Origin of the sequence: Paenibacillus sp. FSL F4-0097, from assembly GCF_038593125.1 — a bacterium.
Lineage (GTDB): Bacteria > Bacillota > Bacilli > Paenibacillales > Paenibacillaceae > Paenibacillus_AQ > Paenibacillus_AQ odorifer.
The window spans coordinates 3554845-3570157 of record NZ_CP151965.1 but is presented as its reverse complement, the minus strand read 5'-3'; the positions used below and the strand labels follow the sequence as shown (position 1 = coordinate 3570157).

Here is a 15313-nt window from a genome sequence, read left to right as displayed (position 1 = left end):
TTATCAAAAATTTAAATAAATTCAAATGTACAAATCTCAAATCCAGCATGCATCATTATTTAATCTAAATAAAAAAAAGTCTGCACTTCTGGCTTATCACCAGTAGCTGCAGACGTAGTTCAAGCACAAGAAGCTCATTATGTACATTACTTATAGGCAGAGGGAGAAACACCAAATTTCTTTTTGAATAATCGGCTGAAATATAGTGGATTGTCATAACCAACACGGTCAGCAATCTCGCGGATAGGAAAATTACCTGCTTTGAGTAATTCACAGGCCCGTTCCAAACGATAATTAACGACATAGTCGATTGGTCGTAGTCCCGTATATTTATGAAAGAGGTAAGAGAAGCGGTTGGCACTCATTGCATGCTGTTCCGCTAACTCACCGAGTGTAAGTGAATTCATATAATGAAGTTTAATATACGCAAGAGCTTCGTCTACCATTCTTTGATTCGGAGAACTATCGTTCTCTCTGTAACTGCACGCAATCAGAACCTGGTGCATCAGGCTTAAGAACAACTCCTTGATACGCAGCTTACCAATTTCTCCGGATGGATGGGCATTCTGATGGAGCATAATTAGTAATTCAATAATCTTTAGATTCGCTCCCGGCTCCAGCTTGAAATGAGAGTCAAATTCGTGAGTACTATTCATTTCTTCCGGCATATCCAATTTATAAAAAAGTGAGTAATACTCGAGCTCAGATTGTCCTATAACCTGTGAATCCATCTGCATGCCCGGAGCAGCATGAAAAACTGATCCTGGCCGTAATTCATATACCGTTCCATTCACACGTATTCTGGCTCCCCCGCGAATGATAAATAGAAATCCATGCTTAACGGTGGTGAATTCACTTAATAAGCTTTTGGGCTGGATGACTAAGCGGCTTCTATCTTCTATTTCATAGACACCTTTAGTAAATGCCTTTGCTAATTTGTCCAAATTTATCAATGTTCTGCACCTGCTTCCTAGCACCATGCTTCTTTTAAAATCAGATCCAATTCTGATATTTATTTAAAACAGTATAGACAATAGTGTGCGAAATTGCTAGAAGTGTAGTAGATATTCTAATGTACATTGTACCCAAGAAGATGCTCAGGAGATTTTGGTTGAAAATATGCCGTTTTCATTACAATCAATTTGAAGAAGTTCATCCTGTAAAATCCAAACATCAGTTTTTTCAACAAAGAAATGAAATCCGCCAATGGATTGAACCCATGCGGGATCGATCGGTGTAGCACTTGCATTAATTCCAACAGTGAAGGCATCTGAGCCTCCATTGGCATATTTTGCATAAATTCTTACATATTGGTCCTCTTCCAAACCCCATTCATTCTTAAATGAATCCAATGCTTTTTCGGATACTGCAAATGATATCATTCCTCTTCTCTCCTTTCTGCTGTTCAATCACATTTTTTTATTTCGCCACGATAATTGGCCATTCTGAAACTGGCTCCGCATCCACATGAAGCTTTTGCATTAGAGTTATTCATAGTGAATCCGCCTACCATTCCACTCTCTTCATAGTCAATTTCAAGACCGTCAATATAAGGAATACTATTCGGGTGAACCAATATACTAAAATCCTTTTTATTTAATACAATATCCTCTTCTGCCTGCTGTTCATCTACGACTAGGGTATAGGATAATCCACTGCATCCCCCTTCATCAACACCCACTCTAAGGAATGGATTTCGGATATTCGCACTTAATAAGATTTCGGCGATTTTTTCTGATGCCTTATCACTGACCTCGATGATCATTGTGAACTCCTCCTTCGTTTATTTGTTTTTCAAACCTAAAGATTGGATACCCGTTCCTATCTGTTCAGCTACTGGTGAGATCCGAGTGCTCGCAAATAAACTCATTACAATCAACAAGAGATGGAAACCCATTGCTACAATTAATCCGGATTGGAGTGACATTCCGCCAGCCTGACAAACCACAAGAATGGAACCGCCGATCCCGATAACTACACCGGGTGTAAAAGAATCCGCAAATTGCAGATTTGCCGAGGTGTTGCCGACACCTCCTTCTCTTGTCTGAGAAAACGCCACAACACCGCTAATCGGATGCGCCAATCCAATGCCGATTCCAGCGATGATCTGTCCAAAAACTGCAACGGTAACGGTCACCACGGGTATCCAAAATACGATAGTAATCCCTATGGCAAGCAGCAATACACCCAGAATAATTCGCGTATGCCGTCCACGCCCCTGATCTGCCGAATCCCACCGTCCTTGCAGATACGCTATGACGCACCAACTCAACGCAGCACTCGCTACAATCAATCCGGCCTGAGAAGGCGTTATTCCCTTCACATCGATTAGAGCCAATACCAAGAAATTCTGTGTGCTGGTATAGGCAGCGAAGAACAGCCCACGTGTTGCCAGGATAGCTGGCATGCCTCTTCGAAGCGTAAGAGTTCCCTTCGGCAGCAGTTTGCGGAGCGGAAATATCATCAGTACTAAGCCGATAAGGACTAAAACAAATCCCATAATACTCGGAAGCATGCTTAGACCAACCAAGAAAACCCCTGTACCCATCGTTAACAGTAAAGCCATCCAAGTCGATGAAGCTCCGATATCCCCTTGTGTCTTCGGTGTTTTTAATTTCGTGAACGCAGGTAAACTAAGCAGCGCTGAAATTATCAGGATCGGTAATATTCCCCAGAAAACAAACCGACAGGACCACTGATCTGCGATAAGACCTGCAACGTATGGACCGAGCATGGACGGAAGAACATAGGCCGTACCAAACGCTCCTAGTATTTTGGCGCGTAATTCATCCGGGTAGCTTAAGGATATTGCTGTGTACACACAAGTCATCATAGCTCCGGCACCCAAACCCTGCATGGCCCGTGATCCTATCATGGTATACATATCGCCTGATGTTGCGGCAGCGATCAACCCAACGATAAACAAAAGTAGTGCGATAGTGAACGGTACTGCAGGTCCTCTTCTATCTATGATTCGACCGACGACCAGAGTTCCGATAATCTGCGCAAGCAGATACGTGCTGAATATCCAGCCAAACAGGCTAAGGCCGTTCAAATCTCCAGCAATCGAAGGGGCAATGGTGGTTACGGACAGACCTTCGAATCCAACGGCCATCACTGACAGAATAATACCTATGGATAGTGCAAAATAACGTGGGCTGAAAATACTTTGATGATTAGACGACATGAAATGTGACCTCCAAGAAAATTGGTATGTATACATCGTATCCGGACACTTAGTAAACATTTTTGTTTATAATGTCTAAGCTACAGTTCAGCTTTGACTTTGTCAACATTTTTGTTTAAAATGTAGTCTGTGATGTAGATTTAGTTGCTTCAAAAGGAGGTGCACCTTGAGCCGAAATCAAACCAAAAAGGATGTCTCAACCAAGACCCGAAGAGCGATCATTGATCTGTTAAAGCAGCAAGGGGGAATGGATGTTATGGCACTCTCCTCGCAGTTTTCGCTATCTGGAATGGCTATTCGTCAACATTTGAATGCGCTGAAAGAAGAAGGGCTGGTTACTAATAAAGAAGAGGCCCGTCCCATGGGTCGGCCCACCAAGCTATGGATCTTAACCCCCGCGGCCGATCGGTTTTTTCCAAGCGGATATTCGGATTTATCCGTCAGTCTGATCCATTCCATGAAAGAAGCTTTCGGAAACGAGGGGCTGGACAAGCTGCTGGCTGTTCGGAATAAGAATATGCAAGAACAATATCTTCAGCAACTTGGTGATACAGCAGACGTTAGAGGGAAGCTGGAGAAACTGGCCGAGATTCGAACAAATGAAGGCTATATGGCCGAGGTTAAGGAGCAGGATGATGGCAGTCTTTTATTCATTGAGAAACATTGCCCGATCTGTGAAGCTGCTGCTGTATGTACCGGGTTATGCAAAAATGAGTTACATCTATTTAAAACTGTTCTAGGTAATAATGTTCATATTGAACGGGGGGAGTACATATTAGCGGGAGGAAGAAACTGTGTATATACGGTTAGACAAAATAAGCTCCTGTTTCCAAGCTGCCATGCTGAATGACCGCGCCACTAAGGGAAGGGTGTTCCCGTTGAAATATTCATAATTTGAAGCGGTACCTTGCAGCGGTTTTACATATTGTAACAAATTCATGGGGCATAACTTTCCTTTTCTGATATGGTCATATCATGCTTTATTTCATAAATGGAAGTTTTAATAGAAAATTATGGATGGTTATGTTCATGGGAAAATGGTAGATTATTCTATGGTTGATATTTCAGCTTGTTCGTGTTCGATATATGTTATTAGGATTACGCGCAAGTCGGGAGATATGTTTAGGCTTATATAATCTATATTTGGGGCGGGTGTCTGCATGGACAAAAATTCTGGTCATAGAACAAACGTTATAGGCGCGGGTGAGGTTGGCGTCGCCATCTCGGTCGATATGAATACGAATGCTATTCATGAAACAAACAGCTTATTTTGGGATACAAAAGGAAATGATGTTTTAGGAGCTACCGCACTACCTTTATATGGAGCATTTGTCTCAGAAGAACAATGTCAACTTTTTGGTGATGTCTCAGGGAAAAAGTTGCTGGAGATAGGCTGTGGAAGCGGTCAATCTTTGCAATATTTGGGGGAACGCAATGCATCTGAACTATGGGGTACGGATATATCAGAGAATCAAATCGAAAAGACTAGGCAACTTTTGACGGCGCACGGACTTTCAGCAAATTTGATCTGTTCTCCCATGGAAGAAGAATGTGGCCTGCCAGAGGATTATTTTGACTTTGTTTATTCGGTTTATGCCATAGGCTGGACAACAGACCTTGAGGGTACTTTTAGCCGGATTGCTTCTTACCTTAAAAAAGATGGATCATTTATTTTCAGCTGGTCTCACCCTATACACAAATGTGTTGTTGCAGAAAATGATATGCTTGTTTTCAAAAAATGTTATTTCGATGAATCTTGGTATTCAGTATCTCTTGAAGAAAGTACGCTAACCTTATCGGATCGTAAATTATCAACCTATGTGAATGCGCTCTCTAAAGCTGGATTTGTTATTGAGCAAATGATTGAGCAATCTGATGATGAACTTATGCAGTCGCGGGACGATAAAAGCGATTTTGCAAAAAAAGCAAAGATGCTTCCTGTAACTTTTGTAATTAAAGCAAGAAAACTCTAGCATCCGATACCTATTGAACAACCTTACAACGTAATAATTATTATTCTAAGCCGATCCAGAAAAGGATCGGCTTATTTGATAGCTTTTTTAAGATCAATCTTGTCTGTTCTCAACAGGTTTCATACGGTTTTGATCATCTGGCACTCGGTCATTACTGAATTCCTGGCCTGCTTCTACTTCACCATGACCGGAAGCACTTCGGGCAAAATTTGTGAACTGCCTCTTCTGCTCATCTAGCTTATGTTTACTTTTAAGAAGCTCCTGCGGATCTTGATTTGTCATCATTATCACCTCGCAAAATGGATTCATGCTGTTTATTCGCACTACATAAGTTTTCCATAATAGAGCGGTGCTTATGCAAGATAAAAAAACTCCTGCTCACCATAAGCAGAAGTTTCTAAATGAAGTTCTATTTAACGAAAAATATCAATTATTTTATGCAAAACAAGGTATTCCAAAACAACAATCCCACCGCAAATGAGTATAAAAAACTGAAGTCTTGCCGTATTCATTCTATCCTTCCAATACTCTCCCCGGAATAAAGAAATGATGTTAGGCGTAAAAGTATGCCTAATCGATTCGTTATAATCATCATTATCCACGAAGAACACGCGAAACAAAAATCTATATACTGGAATATTTAAGAACAGTAACAAAATGATCATCACAAGACTCAATGTCCTCTCCTCCCAAGATCCACTTATCTTAATTTTACCACATGAGTAAATGTAGAAATCGGAAACTGATGACAACTTTATAACCGCTCCACTAAAAAAGACCTTTCCTTTATAGGAAGGCCATTATTGAGTAATATTCACTTTCAGCTGCGTAAACGACTATTTATGCTCCAACCACTTACACTCAGTAATTTCCATTTCCGTGAAGACACCTTTAAATGAAGAATTCTCTGGGCTACAAGCATATAAGCCAAAATTTATTTCCTCATTCCCTTCAAACAAATGAAAAATACGCATCTGTTCAAATGTAGTTCCATCCAAAGAGCTTTCAATACAGAAATCACTTTCACGTCGACTTAGTCTATAATACATTGTTTTAATATTTGCATCGATATCTGTTGTTGCCCAATCTGAATATCCGTGATTTGTAACCACACTTCCAAGTCTTTGGAATTCCTCATTTTCATATTCTACCGATGCTTTGAACCAATTGTCACTGTCCTGATAGATGACTATCCCACACTGCTCGTATCTATTTGCACTATCATAATCTGTTCTTACTATAAATGAAAAATACTTCTCAGCAGTTTTCATTAACAGTGCAGGTGAATTATCATTTCTAAAACCATAATAGGTTCGTTGCCAAAAATCTGTATTCGGCATCGTTACAAATTCAATCCTGTTTTCTGTAATAGAATAATCATTGATTGGATTTATCCAAAAAAGCTGTTCTTTATTAAAGTTCATTGCTCTACTCCTCACTTTTTATAAAGTTTTGTCAACCATTTTCATTGCTAAGATTCCAAATACAATTTAAATAGTTTTCAGCAGTTCATCCTAATAATACCATTTGAAGAATATAACGCACATCATTTTCTAATCTTTTATATTGAAGTATCCAGAGAATTAAATAAAAAGGTTGTCCCGTTCACATAAGCTCTCAAAATCGCTTGAGCATATGGCTGCTCTTCGATCAAACCCTCGGTCTCTAGCGGATTCTCTGCATGAAAGCTATAGGCTTCGATTATTGCCATGACTAAGAAGCACTCTAGCTTCATTATATGTTCATCTTCCAGCTTTCTGATTCTCTGATATCCTTCGACGAAATAAGCTCTTTGTGTTGGGTATAATCCCATAATAGCCTGAGCTATATCGTAAAGATGGTAGCCGAAGCCACACCTGCCAAAATCAATAGGGTACGGTTCATTATCCTGAAAAATGACATTTCCATTATGTAAGTCCGCGTGGATCATCCCGTAATTTTGTTCATGTCTTGTGAACGTTTCGAGACATGTCGCCACTTTAGTGGCAGCTACGGAATACAACTTAAAACCCTCATCCGATATGAAATGTTTGCGATGTAGACTTAGGTGATCCCAGTCCCGTTTAAAGCTCAGTGCACCCCAAGAAGGACGAGTAAAGCCGCTGGAAGTACTAAAATCAGAGCTGGCCTCATGAAGCTTTGCCATCAATGATCCTGTTTTACGGATGCCCTCCTCCGTTAGTTCGCTTTTGTCTACATGCTTTCCCGCGACCCATCTCATTAAGCTCGAATAAAACCGTTGTCCGTCACACACCGACGTTTCCGTAATAAAGGCCCCTTCACGATTGATTACAGCTTCGGGCAAGATGAGTCCCTTACTCTTCAATGCGAACAACCACTCTATTTCTGAAATGGTTCCTTCGCGTTGTTTGTTATTCGGGTGAATACGGAGCAAGAACTGTTCCCCCACTTCGCTTACAATGCGGAAGGTGACATGTTCGGATACTTGAATGAAGTGAATGGAGTTCCAGTCTATTTCGTATTCCTGCAAAGCATGAAACGCCGCTTGCTTTACTTGTCTCAGAGTTCGGAGTCGATTCTCCTCAGTATTGATCTGAAAACCGTTATTCATTGCTTATCTCCTTTGTCTACCATACTTCCATCATTTTAACAGTCTAGACGGATAGCTGTAATGATAAAGTATGAATATAAAAAGAGTTTTCTCTTTTTGACTCACCTATAAAAATAGGGAATTCATTGCCATTTAGGCCTGAAATTCCCTACTCTTCAAATCTAATAAGATTCTTCTACAAGCGAAATTGCAACAGGTTCTATGACATTAGTATAAGTGCCATCACCAAGCTGGGCTAATCCATTATACCCCCAGGTCAGCAAGGTCCCCTCCTCACTAACCGCACCGCCGCTCATATAACCTGCACTAATAGCGACGATACGACTGCCAATGTTGAGCTTAGAAGCGAGGGAACGCTCCGACTCAGCACTACCACCGAGCTGGCCCTCATTGTTCGCTCCCCATAACCATACGTTTCCATCGCTTTTCAGAGCCATGCTATGCAAGGCGCCAGCGGATACACTGATAACTGAACCAAGATCCAAGGCTTGAACGGGAGTATAATGATCTTCGGTTGTCCCATCCCCCAAGATTCCCTTAACGTTCGTTCCCCAGCTCCATACGGTTCCGTCCTTTTTCACTGCCATGCTGTGATAGAAGCCGGCAGATACGGAAGTAACGCTGCTTAACTCAGCAACCTGCACTGGGGTCACGTGGTCGATTTTTGTGTTATCTCCGAGCTGACCGTAGGCATTGAACCCCCATGCATAAACCTGACCATCGTGGCTAACCGCTAGATTATGAAAGGCTCCGGCTGAGATCGATGCGATTGAGTCCAAACCTGCAACCTGCACCGGTAATGCACTATCCTCGGTGGTTCCATCTCCAAGCTGCCCATATGTGTTAAGTCCCCATGCCCACACCGTTCCATCGGACAACAACGCTAGCGAATGCTGCTCACCTGCTTGAACCGCTATGACATTCACTAATCCAGTCACTTGCTGCGGCACAAGCTGGGGCGCCGACGTACCATTACCCAGCTGGCCCACGCTATTGCTTCCCCATGTCCAAATCGTTCCGTCCGTCGCGAGCGCGATGGAATGGTCTTGTCCAACGGATGTGGCGCTTATCTCCGGCAAGCCAACAATTCGCACAGGCTTATTACGAGCAATGGTTGTGCTATCACCGAGCTGGCCCATCCTATTATTGCCCCAAGCCCATACGGTACCATCCGGCTGTACAGTCAATGTATGAAAGGAATTCCCGTTGCCCATGCTCATAATGGGACCAACATTACTTACAACATCAAGTGTACTAACCTTCAACTCGTTACTAATTGCTGATTTGTTCCCTGCTTCGTCTATAGCTTGTACTACAAAGGTATACTCCTGTCCAGCCTTCAAGTCGACGGCCGTGTAGACCGTTGTGCTAACTGTTACTTCTGCCAACAGATCAGAGTCCTTATATAGAACATATTCCGCAACTCCGACATTATCCTCGGATGAAGTCCATGCCAAGCTAATGCTATCTGATGTGCGACTGAAAAGAGTTAGCTCGGGCGTACTCGGTGATTCTTGATCGGCTAGAGGGAGTTCCTCTTCCTTCGTTGTTGGTGGGTACGCTTCCGCTGGAAGCGTACTTGCGGTTAAAGGTGGACTTGTTTTTGACACGGGTCCGGATATGTTTACGGCTTGGACCGTAAATGTATAGCTCCGGTCGGAAACCAATCCCTTCACCGTATACTCCGTTAATTCGCCTGAATCGAAGGTATAGACCACATCGGTTACGCTAGGATTGGTAGACTCCATTAGATTTACCTTATAACTCACATCCGTGTTAGAGGTTCCCTCTACGGCATCCCAGGTAAGGCGAATGCTTGTGGAGGTTGAATCGCTGACTGCCAGATTCGCTGGTGCAGCCAATAGCTTTACTTGTTCAAAAGAGCATCCTTTTGCATCTCCTACAGACGGGAATTGAATGACGGATGGAAATATAAGAACTAACACCAACATTAAGCTCAATTTTTTTATCGGAAATAGCTTCCTTGCCATTTTTAATCACTTCCTATCAAATAAAATGGATGGTTCCTACCTCAAATCTTGAATTACTTAATCTCAATTCCGGCGCTGGCATAACCTGTTACAGTATTTATCAAGCTTAGACCGGAAGCCGTCGAAGAGAACACTAACATTAAGCGATCGCCAGCCTGAACAGCCGTATTTATGCCTTTGACTGATCCGTCACTAGTAGATCCAATAGAAATTATTCCTGTCAAACTAGGCGCCAAGGATACTGCTGAACCAATAATAGGTGTAAAACTGTTGCTATTACTATCCGCTTTATATATTTCTGCTTGAACGTTTATGGTCGTGCCTATTAAAGAAAACGCTAAAGTTGGGCTGAAAAAAGCATATATTGAAGTGATCGTACCATTACGTGGAACGATAAAAGCTTGGTTGTACGGATCTTTTGTAGGATCAGAACCATTACTTCTGGTTAAATCTATTTTTCCACCTACTATACTAGCTCCTGAGTACGAACTGCCAAATCCAAGCATCGCAACTGTACCTTTTAATCCCCCGACGATTGTTGTTACAGTAATTGGTGATCCGGAAGAGAATGGAATTATAGTTGATGCGCCAGATGCCCCGGTAGCTCCGGTTACCCCTTGAATTCCTTGTACTCCCGTAGCTCCGGTTGCGCCAGTTACTCCTTGAACTCCTATTGCACCTGTAGCTCCGGTAGTTCCAGTCACCCCTTGAACTCCTTGTGCGCCTGTATCGCCAGTTACGCCTTGAATTCCCTGAACTCCTTGTGCCCCGGTAGCTCCGGTTTCACCTTTAGAGACAAGCAGGGTAAAGTCGTTATTTATATCAGAAGGTACTCCAGATGGGTTGTTTATAGTAACGATGTAGATACTTCCTAAATAAGTAACGACTTGTCCTGCATGATAGGAAGTCGCTGAATTGAACGGAGCAATGCTATCAAGACCAATGCCAGTTGCGCCAGTCGATCCGGTAGCACCGGTTATCCCTTGAATACCCTGTGCACCCGTTACGCCAGTTGACCCCATCGCTCCATTAGCGCCAGTTGCACCGTTAGCACCCGTGGCACCTGTTGCCCCATTTGCTCCGGCTGCTCCAGTAGCCCCGACAGCACCAGTTGCTCCAGTTGCGCCAGTAGCTCCAATAGCCCCAGTAGCCCCGACAGCACCAGTTGCTCCAGTTGCGCCAGTAGCTCCAACAGCCCCAGTAGCCCCGACAGCACCAGTTGCTCCGACAGCACCAGTCGCTCCATTAGCACCAGTAGCCCCGGTTGTGCCAGTAGCTCCAACAGCCCCAATTGCCCCGACAGCTCCGGTTGCACCAGTCGCTCCGGTCGCACCAGTGACACCTTGCGGTCCACTTGAACCAGATGCCCCATTTTGACCCGCTGGGCCGGTAGCACCTGTGTCTCCTTTTTCCCCTTTCGAACTAGTCTGGCCTACAGCCCCTAATCCCAACACTTCAACGAAGGATGCCATTCCTCCATTATGAATAAGCGTCACCAAAGACCCCGCAGGAAACACGCCCTTGCCATTGTCCCCGAACAGAACAGATTTGCTATTGATTTCGAACTTCTCTGTCTGACCGCTGCTGCTTAAGAGTTCGATCGAATTTTTGGACATCGAGACGACAGAGCCATGGATAATCCGATCGGATACCTTGCTCGCAAATATTTCAGTCTTAGACAAGATAGCTGCAAACTCGGCGCGAGTAGCCGTCTGCTTAGGCTTGAAAGTATTATTAGGGAAGCCAGATATGACCTTGCGGTTAACTGCGGCATTAATGTAGCCTGCTGCCCAGTCCGATGCGTCTAATGCATCCGAGAAACCTATGTCGCTATCCCTAAACTCGATAGCCTCGGATTCCTTGCCTGCGGCACGAATAATTAAACGTGTTATCCACTCACGACTTGCTTGCTCTTTTCCCCAGATTACGGTGCTGGGTCTCCCTTCCTCGCTTGGAACCACGAGGCCAATGTCAATCGCTTGTTGTATCCAAGCAGTAGCCCAAGAATCTACGGTGAAGGGTAGACTTCCACTAGTAACCTTAGGCTGTTCATATCCCATGAACCTGAGCACCATAACAACCGCTTCCTGATTCGTGACTGGACGGTTAGGACTGAAGTTGCCGGTACCGTCTCCTTCGATTACCCCAAGCGTGGAAGCTTTAGTGATATACTGATATGCCCATGAGGTAGAATCGACATCACTGTAAGCTGCTGCACTTGCCCGGGGTAGAATACTGCTATAAGCAGGGCTCAAGGGTGCAATCAACTGACTCATCAGAATAAATGCCATTGAGCTCTTGTAAGCTAACTGCTTGCCACTTTTCTTGCCACTTGCCTTCGTCCTCTTTAATCTTGCCATTACTAAATCCCCCTCAAATTTATAAAGTTATGTATTGCTTCAAATAATCGCGATTAACCATGACGCTCGGATAATCCGGTACATAGCCCCCAGCTATCTCATTGTGATAATGCGCTTGTTCGTATTGTCCTAAGCGATCGTAACAGACGCATAATTGCAAATGCGGCAGCCACGTCCATGCCGGAAGGTCTACTCTAGCGTTAAGCTCAGTCGGCTTTGGTACTTCCGTGGCTAGCTTGTACCAAAAAGCAGCATTCTCGAACCGTTGTTCGATTAGCTCATAAGACCCTAATTGACAACAGGCTTCGGCTCGGGGAGGCGACAAGGCAAAAGCTTGAAGTACTTTAAGCTTGGCTTCTTGAAAGAGACCTAATTGTGACAATGCATCTCCGGCACGCCGACTCGCAAGTAGCTTGTCCTCCAACCAGCCATTCGGCATGACAATGAAGGCATCATATTGCTTTATCGCTCGCTGCCATTGGCCGTGATCGTATAGCTCGTTGGCATAATAAAATAAATCCCGCGGAGTGAACCTCGTTTGCGCTTTCAACATCCCCTCATAGATGAGAAGATTACGCGAGGACTGCGTATGCTTTCGATCATGTGTTATGCCTAACTCGGCATAGAACACATTGCCTGCGACCTCAAGGTACTCATGAACGACTCCAATCCAACGGAATTCACAATTTCGTCTTAGAAGGCGATTACGTCTCAAGCTCGAAGTTACACTTCCGTCTTTGTCACAGTCGAGATAATAATGCATCGATACAGCATCGATATCCCATGGTAGTTCGGATACGATGGACTGGAGAGCCTTTGCATCCTCTAACTGCAGATAATCGTCCGCATCCAACCACAGCAGGTACTCTTGAGTAGCGAGACTGAAGGCATAATTTCTTGCCTTGGAGAAATCGTTCACCCATTCGAAATCATAAACCCGTGCTCCATAAGATGCCGCGAGCTCTTTGGTCCCATCACTCGAACCTGTATCAACAATAATGATCTCATCGACAAGCTCCCTCACGCTGGATAAACAACGTCCTAAGGTGTGCTCTTCGTTTTTTACAATCATGCATAGGCTGACAGTGACTTTCCTTGTGCCACTATACAAGGAAGAAGTTAAATCGAATCCCCACTTGCTTAGGGCCATAGCACGATTTAAGATTAATCGGTTATTGTACCAATCAGGATCATTAGGATCTACTGAAGGAGGTTCCTTCCGGAAGACTACGCATCCTTCGGCTATGTAAATATCCAGGTTCATAGATAACGTGCGATAACACAGATCGTCATCCTCGTAAGATTCGACCTCAAATCGCTCATCAAAGGACCCGATCTGCTCAAAGTAGCGACGGGGTATCATCATTAGTAAACTGACAAGTCTAGGAACCCGGGTCCAAGACATTGATTTCCCGATGGAAAGCATCGATGACGACTGATAGAGTTGCTCCATGTTCTGATATACAATCGGAATCCGTTGAGCGCCGCTAACATCATTCATCCTCGGACCCACGATTGCAGCATTGGAATGATGGTCCAGACAGCCCGACAACTGTTCTAACCATCCCTCGTTAACCATAATCTGATCGCGGATGAATACAAGATGATCTCCCGAAGATGACACCGCGCCCAGATTGAATGCTGCTGCAACCCCTTTGCTCCGGCTATGAATGACATGAACGCCGTATTCATACGCAAGGTAATTCGACACTTCGGCAGATTCGTTATCCGAGACGACAATCAGCTCATAGGACATAGACGTATATTTCTTAATCCGATCCAGACATTGTACGGTCAGGTTAAAGTGCTGAGCCAACAATATAATGCTAATATTCAATCGCTTTTCCTCCTATATTCGACATTTTCCCTAAATCTACCATTCTATTAGCGTTGCATTCAAGACAACCAAAGTTGCTATTAGCCAGTTTCACAAATAATGATAAGCTTAAAAAGACAGCCGGGTATGCAACTCTGCTCTATTAATGCAATAAATAATTTTTACAGAATGCAGGAAATTTCCACCTACTAATTCTGGCATGCAACGTATACCGTATTTGTTGCGACTGGCAACGAAGGTATCGCTGTTTCCATATTCCAACAATATATATGTATAAAGAACATTTAAATAGTGTGGGTTGTCATCACTTTTGTCATATGACAATATGGTATTTAATGGGTTTTACATGAAAAGATAGGGTCGTTAATCATTTATCTGTTCCTATTGAGATTCAACATTCGATCGTCTTACAGAAAAAAACTGCCTCTGAGGGCAGTTTTTTTCTTAATATATCGTTTTTGCGAACGGTGAGAATGAACCTCTAAAGCGCTCTTGAATCGAAAATTTGCACAGTATTGGCTATATAACTCCAACACACCTGATAATGATTGAAATGGATAGAGATTTCATATTTCACAATCGGATTGTATTTTTTTCTCAGGAAACTCTCATAAAAAAAAGGGTATCCCAAACTGGGACACCCTCTGATTAGCTTATCGTCTCACCCTCCGAGCAAAATCCACAAACTGGAATTTATCCAGCCGGTGTCTAGACTCGGTATATTGGTAAAGCACCGTGTTCTCCAAATAAACATAGTTTCGTACTACTACAATATGCGTAAAATTCTTCAAATCGAGCAGTCTATGATCCTCCTCGGTGGAAGGTTCAACAGATATGAGCTTCTTCGCATAACTGATCTTAAGTCCCAATTCCAGCTCCAGATATTCATAGATTGAGCCTTCCGCGATTTCCTCACTCAGAAAGGAAACAATATCCGCACGAAAATAATCCTTATCCAAAATGATCCGTTCACCTTCAATCTCTCTGGCACGAACAACCTTCCAAATCAGAGTTTCAGGTGGAATCTGCAGATGTCTGGCGATTGCGGAGCCTGCCGGCTCTTGTATCGTCCGCTCTACCAGTGTCCGCGAGGCAGTACCCAGGGTATCGGCCATCTCTTTAAATGAAATCAAACCGGTAACAGGGAAATCCATTCGGGTCATGTCAAGCACAAAGGAGCCTCTGCCCTTAATTTTGTGAATATATCCTTCACGGAAAAGTAGATTCAGCGCTTTGCGCACGGTCTCTCGTGAAGTAGCGTAAGCTTCGGCGAGTTCACTTTCGGAAGGCAGCTTGGTTCCCGGCAGCAGTTGTCCAGAATGGATTTGGTTGCTGTATTCATTATAAATTTGCAAATATTTATTTTCTCTCAATTTTGATCACCGCCCTTTAT

The 15313-nt window shown here is 43.5% G+C and carries 14 protein-coding genes; 2 read left to right on the top strand and 12 right to left on the bottom strand.

Translation table 11 applies throughout. From position 1 onward, the window contains the following. Positions 1–146: 146 nt before the first annotated feature. The 4 genes from MHH86_RS15995 to MHH86_RS15980 form a co-directional block, all read right to left on the bottom strand. Positions 147–944, bottom strand: coding sequence for an AraC family transcriptional regulator (locus MHH86_RS15995; RefSeq protein WP_244886340.1), 798 nt, complete (start codon positions 942–944; stop codon positions 147–149). A 153-nt stretch (positions 945–1097) separates the two neighbouring features. After that, positions 1098–1382, bottom strand: a complete 285-nt coding sequence (locus MHH86_RS15990) for a hypothetical protein (RefSeq protein WP_076213782.1) — start codon at positions 1380–1382, stop codon at positions 1098–1100. Positions 1383–1405: 23 nt separating this feature from the next. Then, entirely contained in the window at positions 1406–1762 is a 357-nt protein-coding gene (locus tag MHH86_RS15985; RefSeq protein WP_342479786.1) for an iron-sulfur cluster assembly accessory protein, read from the bottom strand. 21 nt (positions 1763–1783) lie between these two features. Further along, positions 1784–3187: an MFS transporter gene (locus tag MHH86_RS15980; RefSeq protein ID WP_342479352.1), complete on the bottom strand. Its 1404-nt coding sequence runs from the start codon at positions 3185–3187 to the stop codon at positions 1784–1786. Positions 3188–3353: 166 nt separating this feature from the next. Here MHH86_RS15980 and MHH86_RS15975 point away from each other — a divergent pair, with 166 nt between their 5' ends. Both MHH86_RS15975 and MHH86_RS15970 read left to right on the top strand, forming a co-directional pair. Further along, positions 3354–4037 carry a metalloregulator ArsR/SmtB family transcription factor gene (locus tag MHH86_RS15975; RefSeq protein WP_076141253.1) on the top strand — a complete coding sequence of 228 codons (684 nt, stop codon included), beginning with the start codon at positions 3354–3356 and terminating at the stop codon, positions 4035–4037. Between the two features lie 310 nt (positions 4038–4347). Next, positions 4348–5160 (top strand): class I SAM-dependent methyltransferase, encoded by an 813-nt coding sequence (locus tag MHH86_RS15970; protein WP_038571275.1) that lies wholly within the window; start codon positions 4348–4350, stop codon positions 5158–5160. 93 nt (positions 5161–5253) lie between these two features. On the opposite strand, the gene MHH86_RS15965 is transcribed toward MHH86_RS15970, so the two are convergent. From MHH86_RS15965 to treR, 8 genes are all read right to left on the bottom strand, one after another. Beyond that, on the bottom strand, positions 5254–5445 hold the full coding sequence (locus MHH86_RS15965) for a hypothetical protein (RefSeq protein WP_342479351.1): 192 nt from the start codon (positions 5443–5445) through the stop codon (positions 5254–5256). Between the two features lie 128 nt (positions 5446–5573). Next, positions 5574–5837 (bottom strand): hypothetical protein, encoded by a 264-nt coding sequence (locus MHH86_RS15960; protein WP_051490957.1) that lies wholly within the window; start codon positions 5835–5837, stop codon positions 5574–5576. Between the two features lie 159 nt (positions 5838–5996). After that, positions 5997–6584 (bottom strand): DUF1349 domain-containing protein, encoded by a 588-nt coding sequence (locus tag MHH86_RS15955; protein WP_076099164.1) that lies wholly within the window; start codon positions 6582–6584, stop codon positions 5997–5999. 137 nt (positions 6585–6721) lie between these two features. Continuing rightward, a complete protein-coding gene (locus MHH86_RS15950) occupies positions 6722–7732 on the bottom strand; it encodes a phosphotransferase (protein WP_076106604.1) in 1011 nt (336 codons plus the stop codon). Positions 7733–7893: 161 nt separating this feature from the next. Then, positions 7894–9684 carry a fibronectin type III domain-containing protein gene (locus MHH86_RS15945; protein WP_340940246.1) on the bottom strand — a complete coding sequence of 597 codons (1791 nt, stop codon included), beginning with the start codon at positions 9682–9684 and terminating at the stop codon, positions 7894–7896. A gap of 92 nt (positions 9685–9776) precedes the next feature. Then, positions 9777–12083 carry an exosporium glycoprotein BclB-related protein gene (locus tag MHH86_RS15940; RefSeq protein WP_081383660.1) on the bottom strand — a complete coding sequence of 769 codons (2307 nt, stop codon included), beginning with the start codon at positions 12081–12083 and terminating at the stop codon, positions 9777–9779. 19 nt (positions 12084–12102) lie between these two features. Beyond that, complete coding sequence (locus MHH86_RS15935) at positions 12103–13920, bottom strand: glycosyltransferase (RefSeq protein WP_081383661.1); 1818 nt, start codon at positions 13918–13920, stop codon at positions 12103–12105. A 653-nt stretch (positions 13921–14573) separates the two neighbouring features. After that, the gene (gene treR, locus MHH86_RS15930) at positions 14574–15293 is read right to left on the bottom strand and encodes a trehalose operon repressor (protein WP_036677129.1); all 720 of its coding nucleotides are present in this window, start codon (positions 15291–15293) and stop codon (positions 14574–14576) included. Positions 15294–15313: the final 20 nt, after the last annotated feature.

Coding starts and splice junctions, on each gene's coding strand:
- MHH86_RS15990 (WP_076213782.1), bottom strand. CDS start 1,382: ATGATATCATTTGCAGTATCCGAAAAAGCATTGGATTCATTTAAGAAT.
- MHH86_RS15980 (WP_342479352.1), bottom strand. CDS start 3,187: ATGTCGTCTAATCATCAAAGTATTTTCAGCCCACGTTATTTTGCACTA.
- MHH86_RS15970 (WP_038571275.1), top strand. CDS start 4,348: ATGGACAAAAATTCTGGTCATAGAACAAACGTTATAGGCGCGGGTGAG.
- MHH86_RS15965 (WP_342479351.1), bottom strand. CDS start 5,445: ATGATGACAAATCAAGATCCGCAGGAGCTTCTTAAAAGTAAACATAAG.
- MHH86_RS15955 (WP_076099164.1), bottom strand. CDS start 6,584: ATGAACTTTAATAAAGAACAGCTTTTTTGGATAAATCCAATCAATGAT.
- MHH86_RS15950 (WP_076106604.1), bottom strand. CDS start 7,732: ATGAATAACGGTTTTCAGATCAATACTGAGGAGAATCGACTCCGAACT.
- MHH86_RS15945 (WP_340940246.1), bottom strand. CDS start 9,684: ATGTTGGTGTTAGTTCTTATATTTCCATCCGTCATTCAATTCCCGTCT.
- MHH86_RS15940 (WP_081383660.1), bottom strand. CDS start 12,083: ATGGCAAGATTAAAGAGGACGAAGGCAAGTGGCAAGAAAAGTGGCAAG.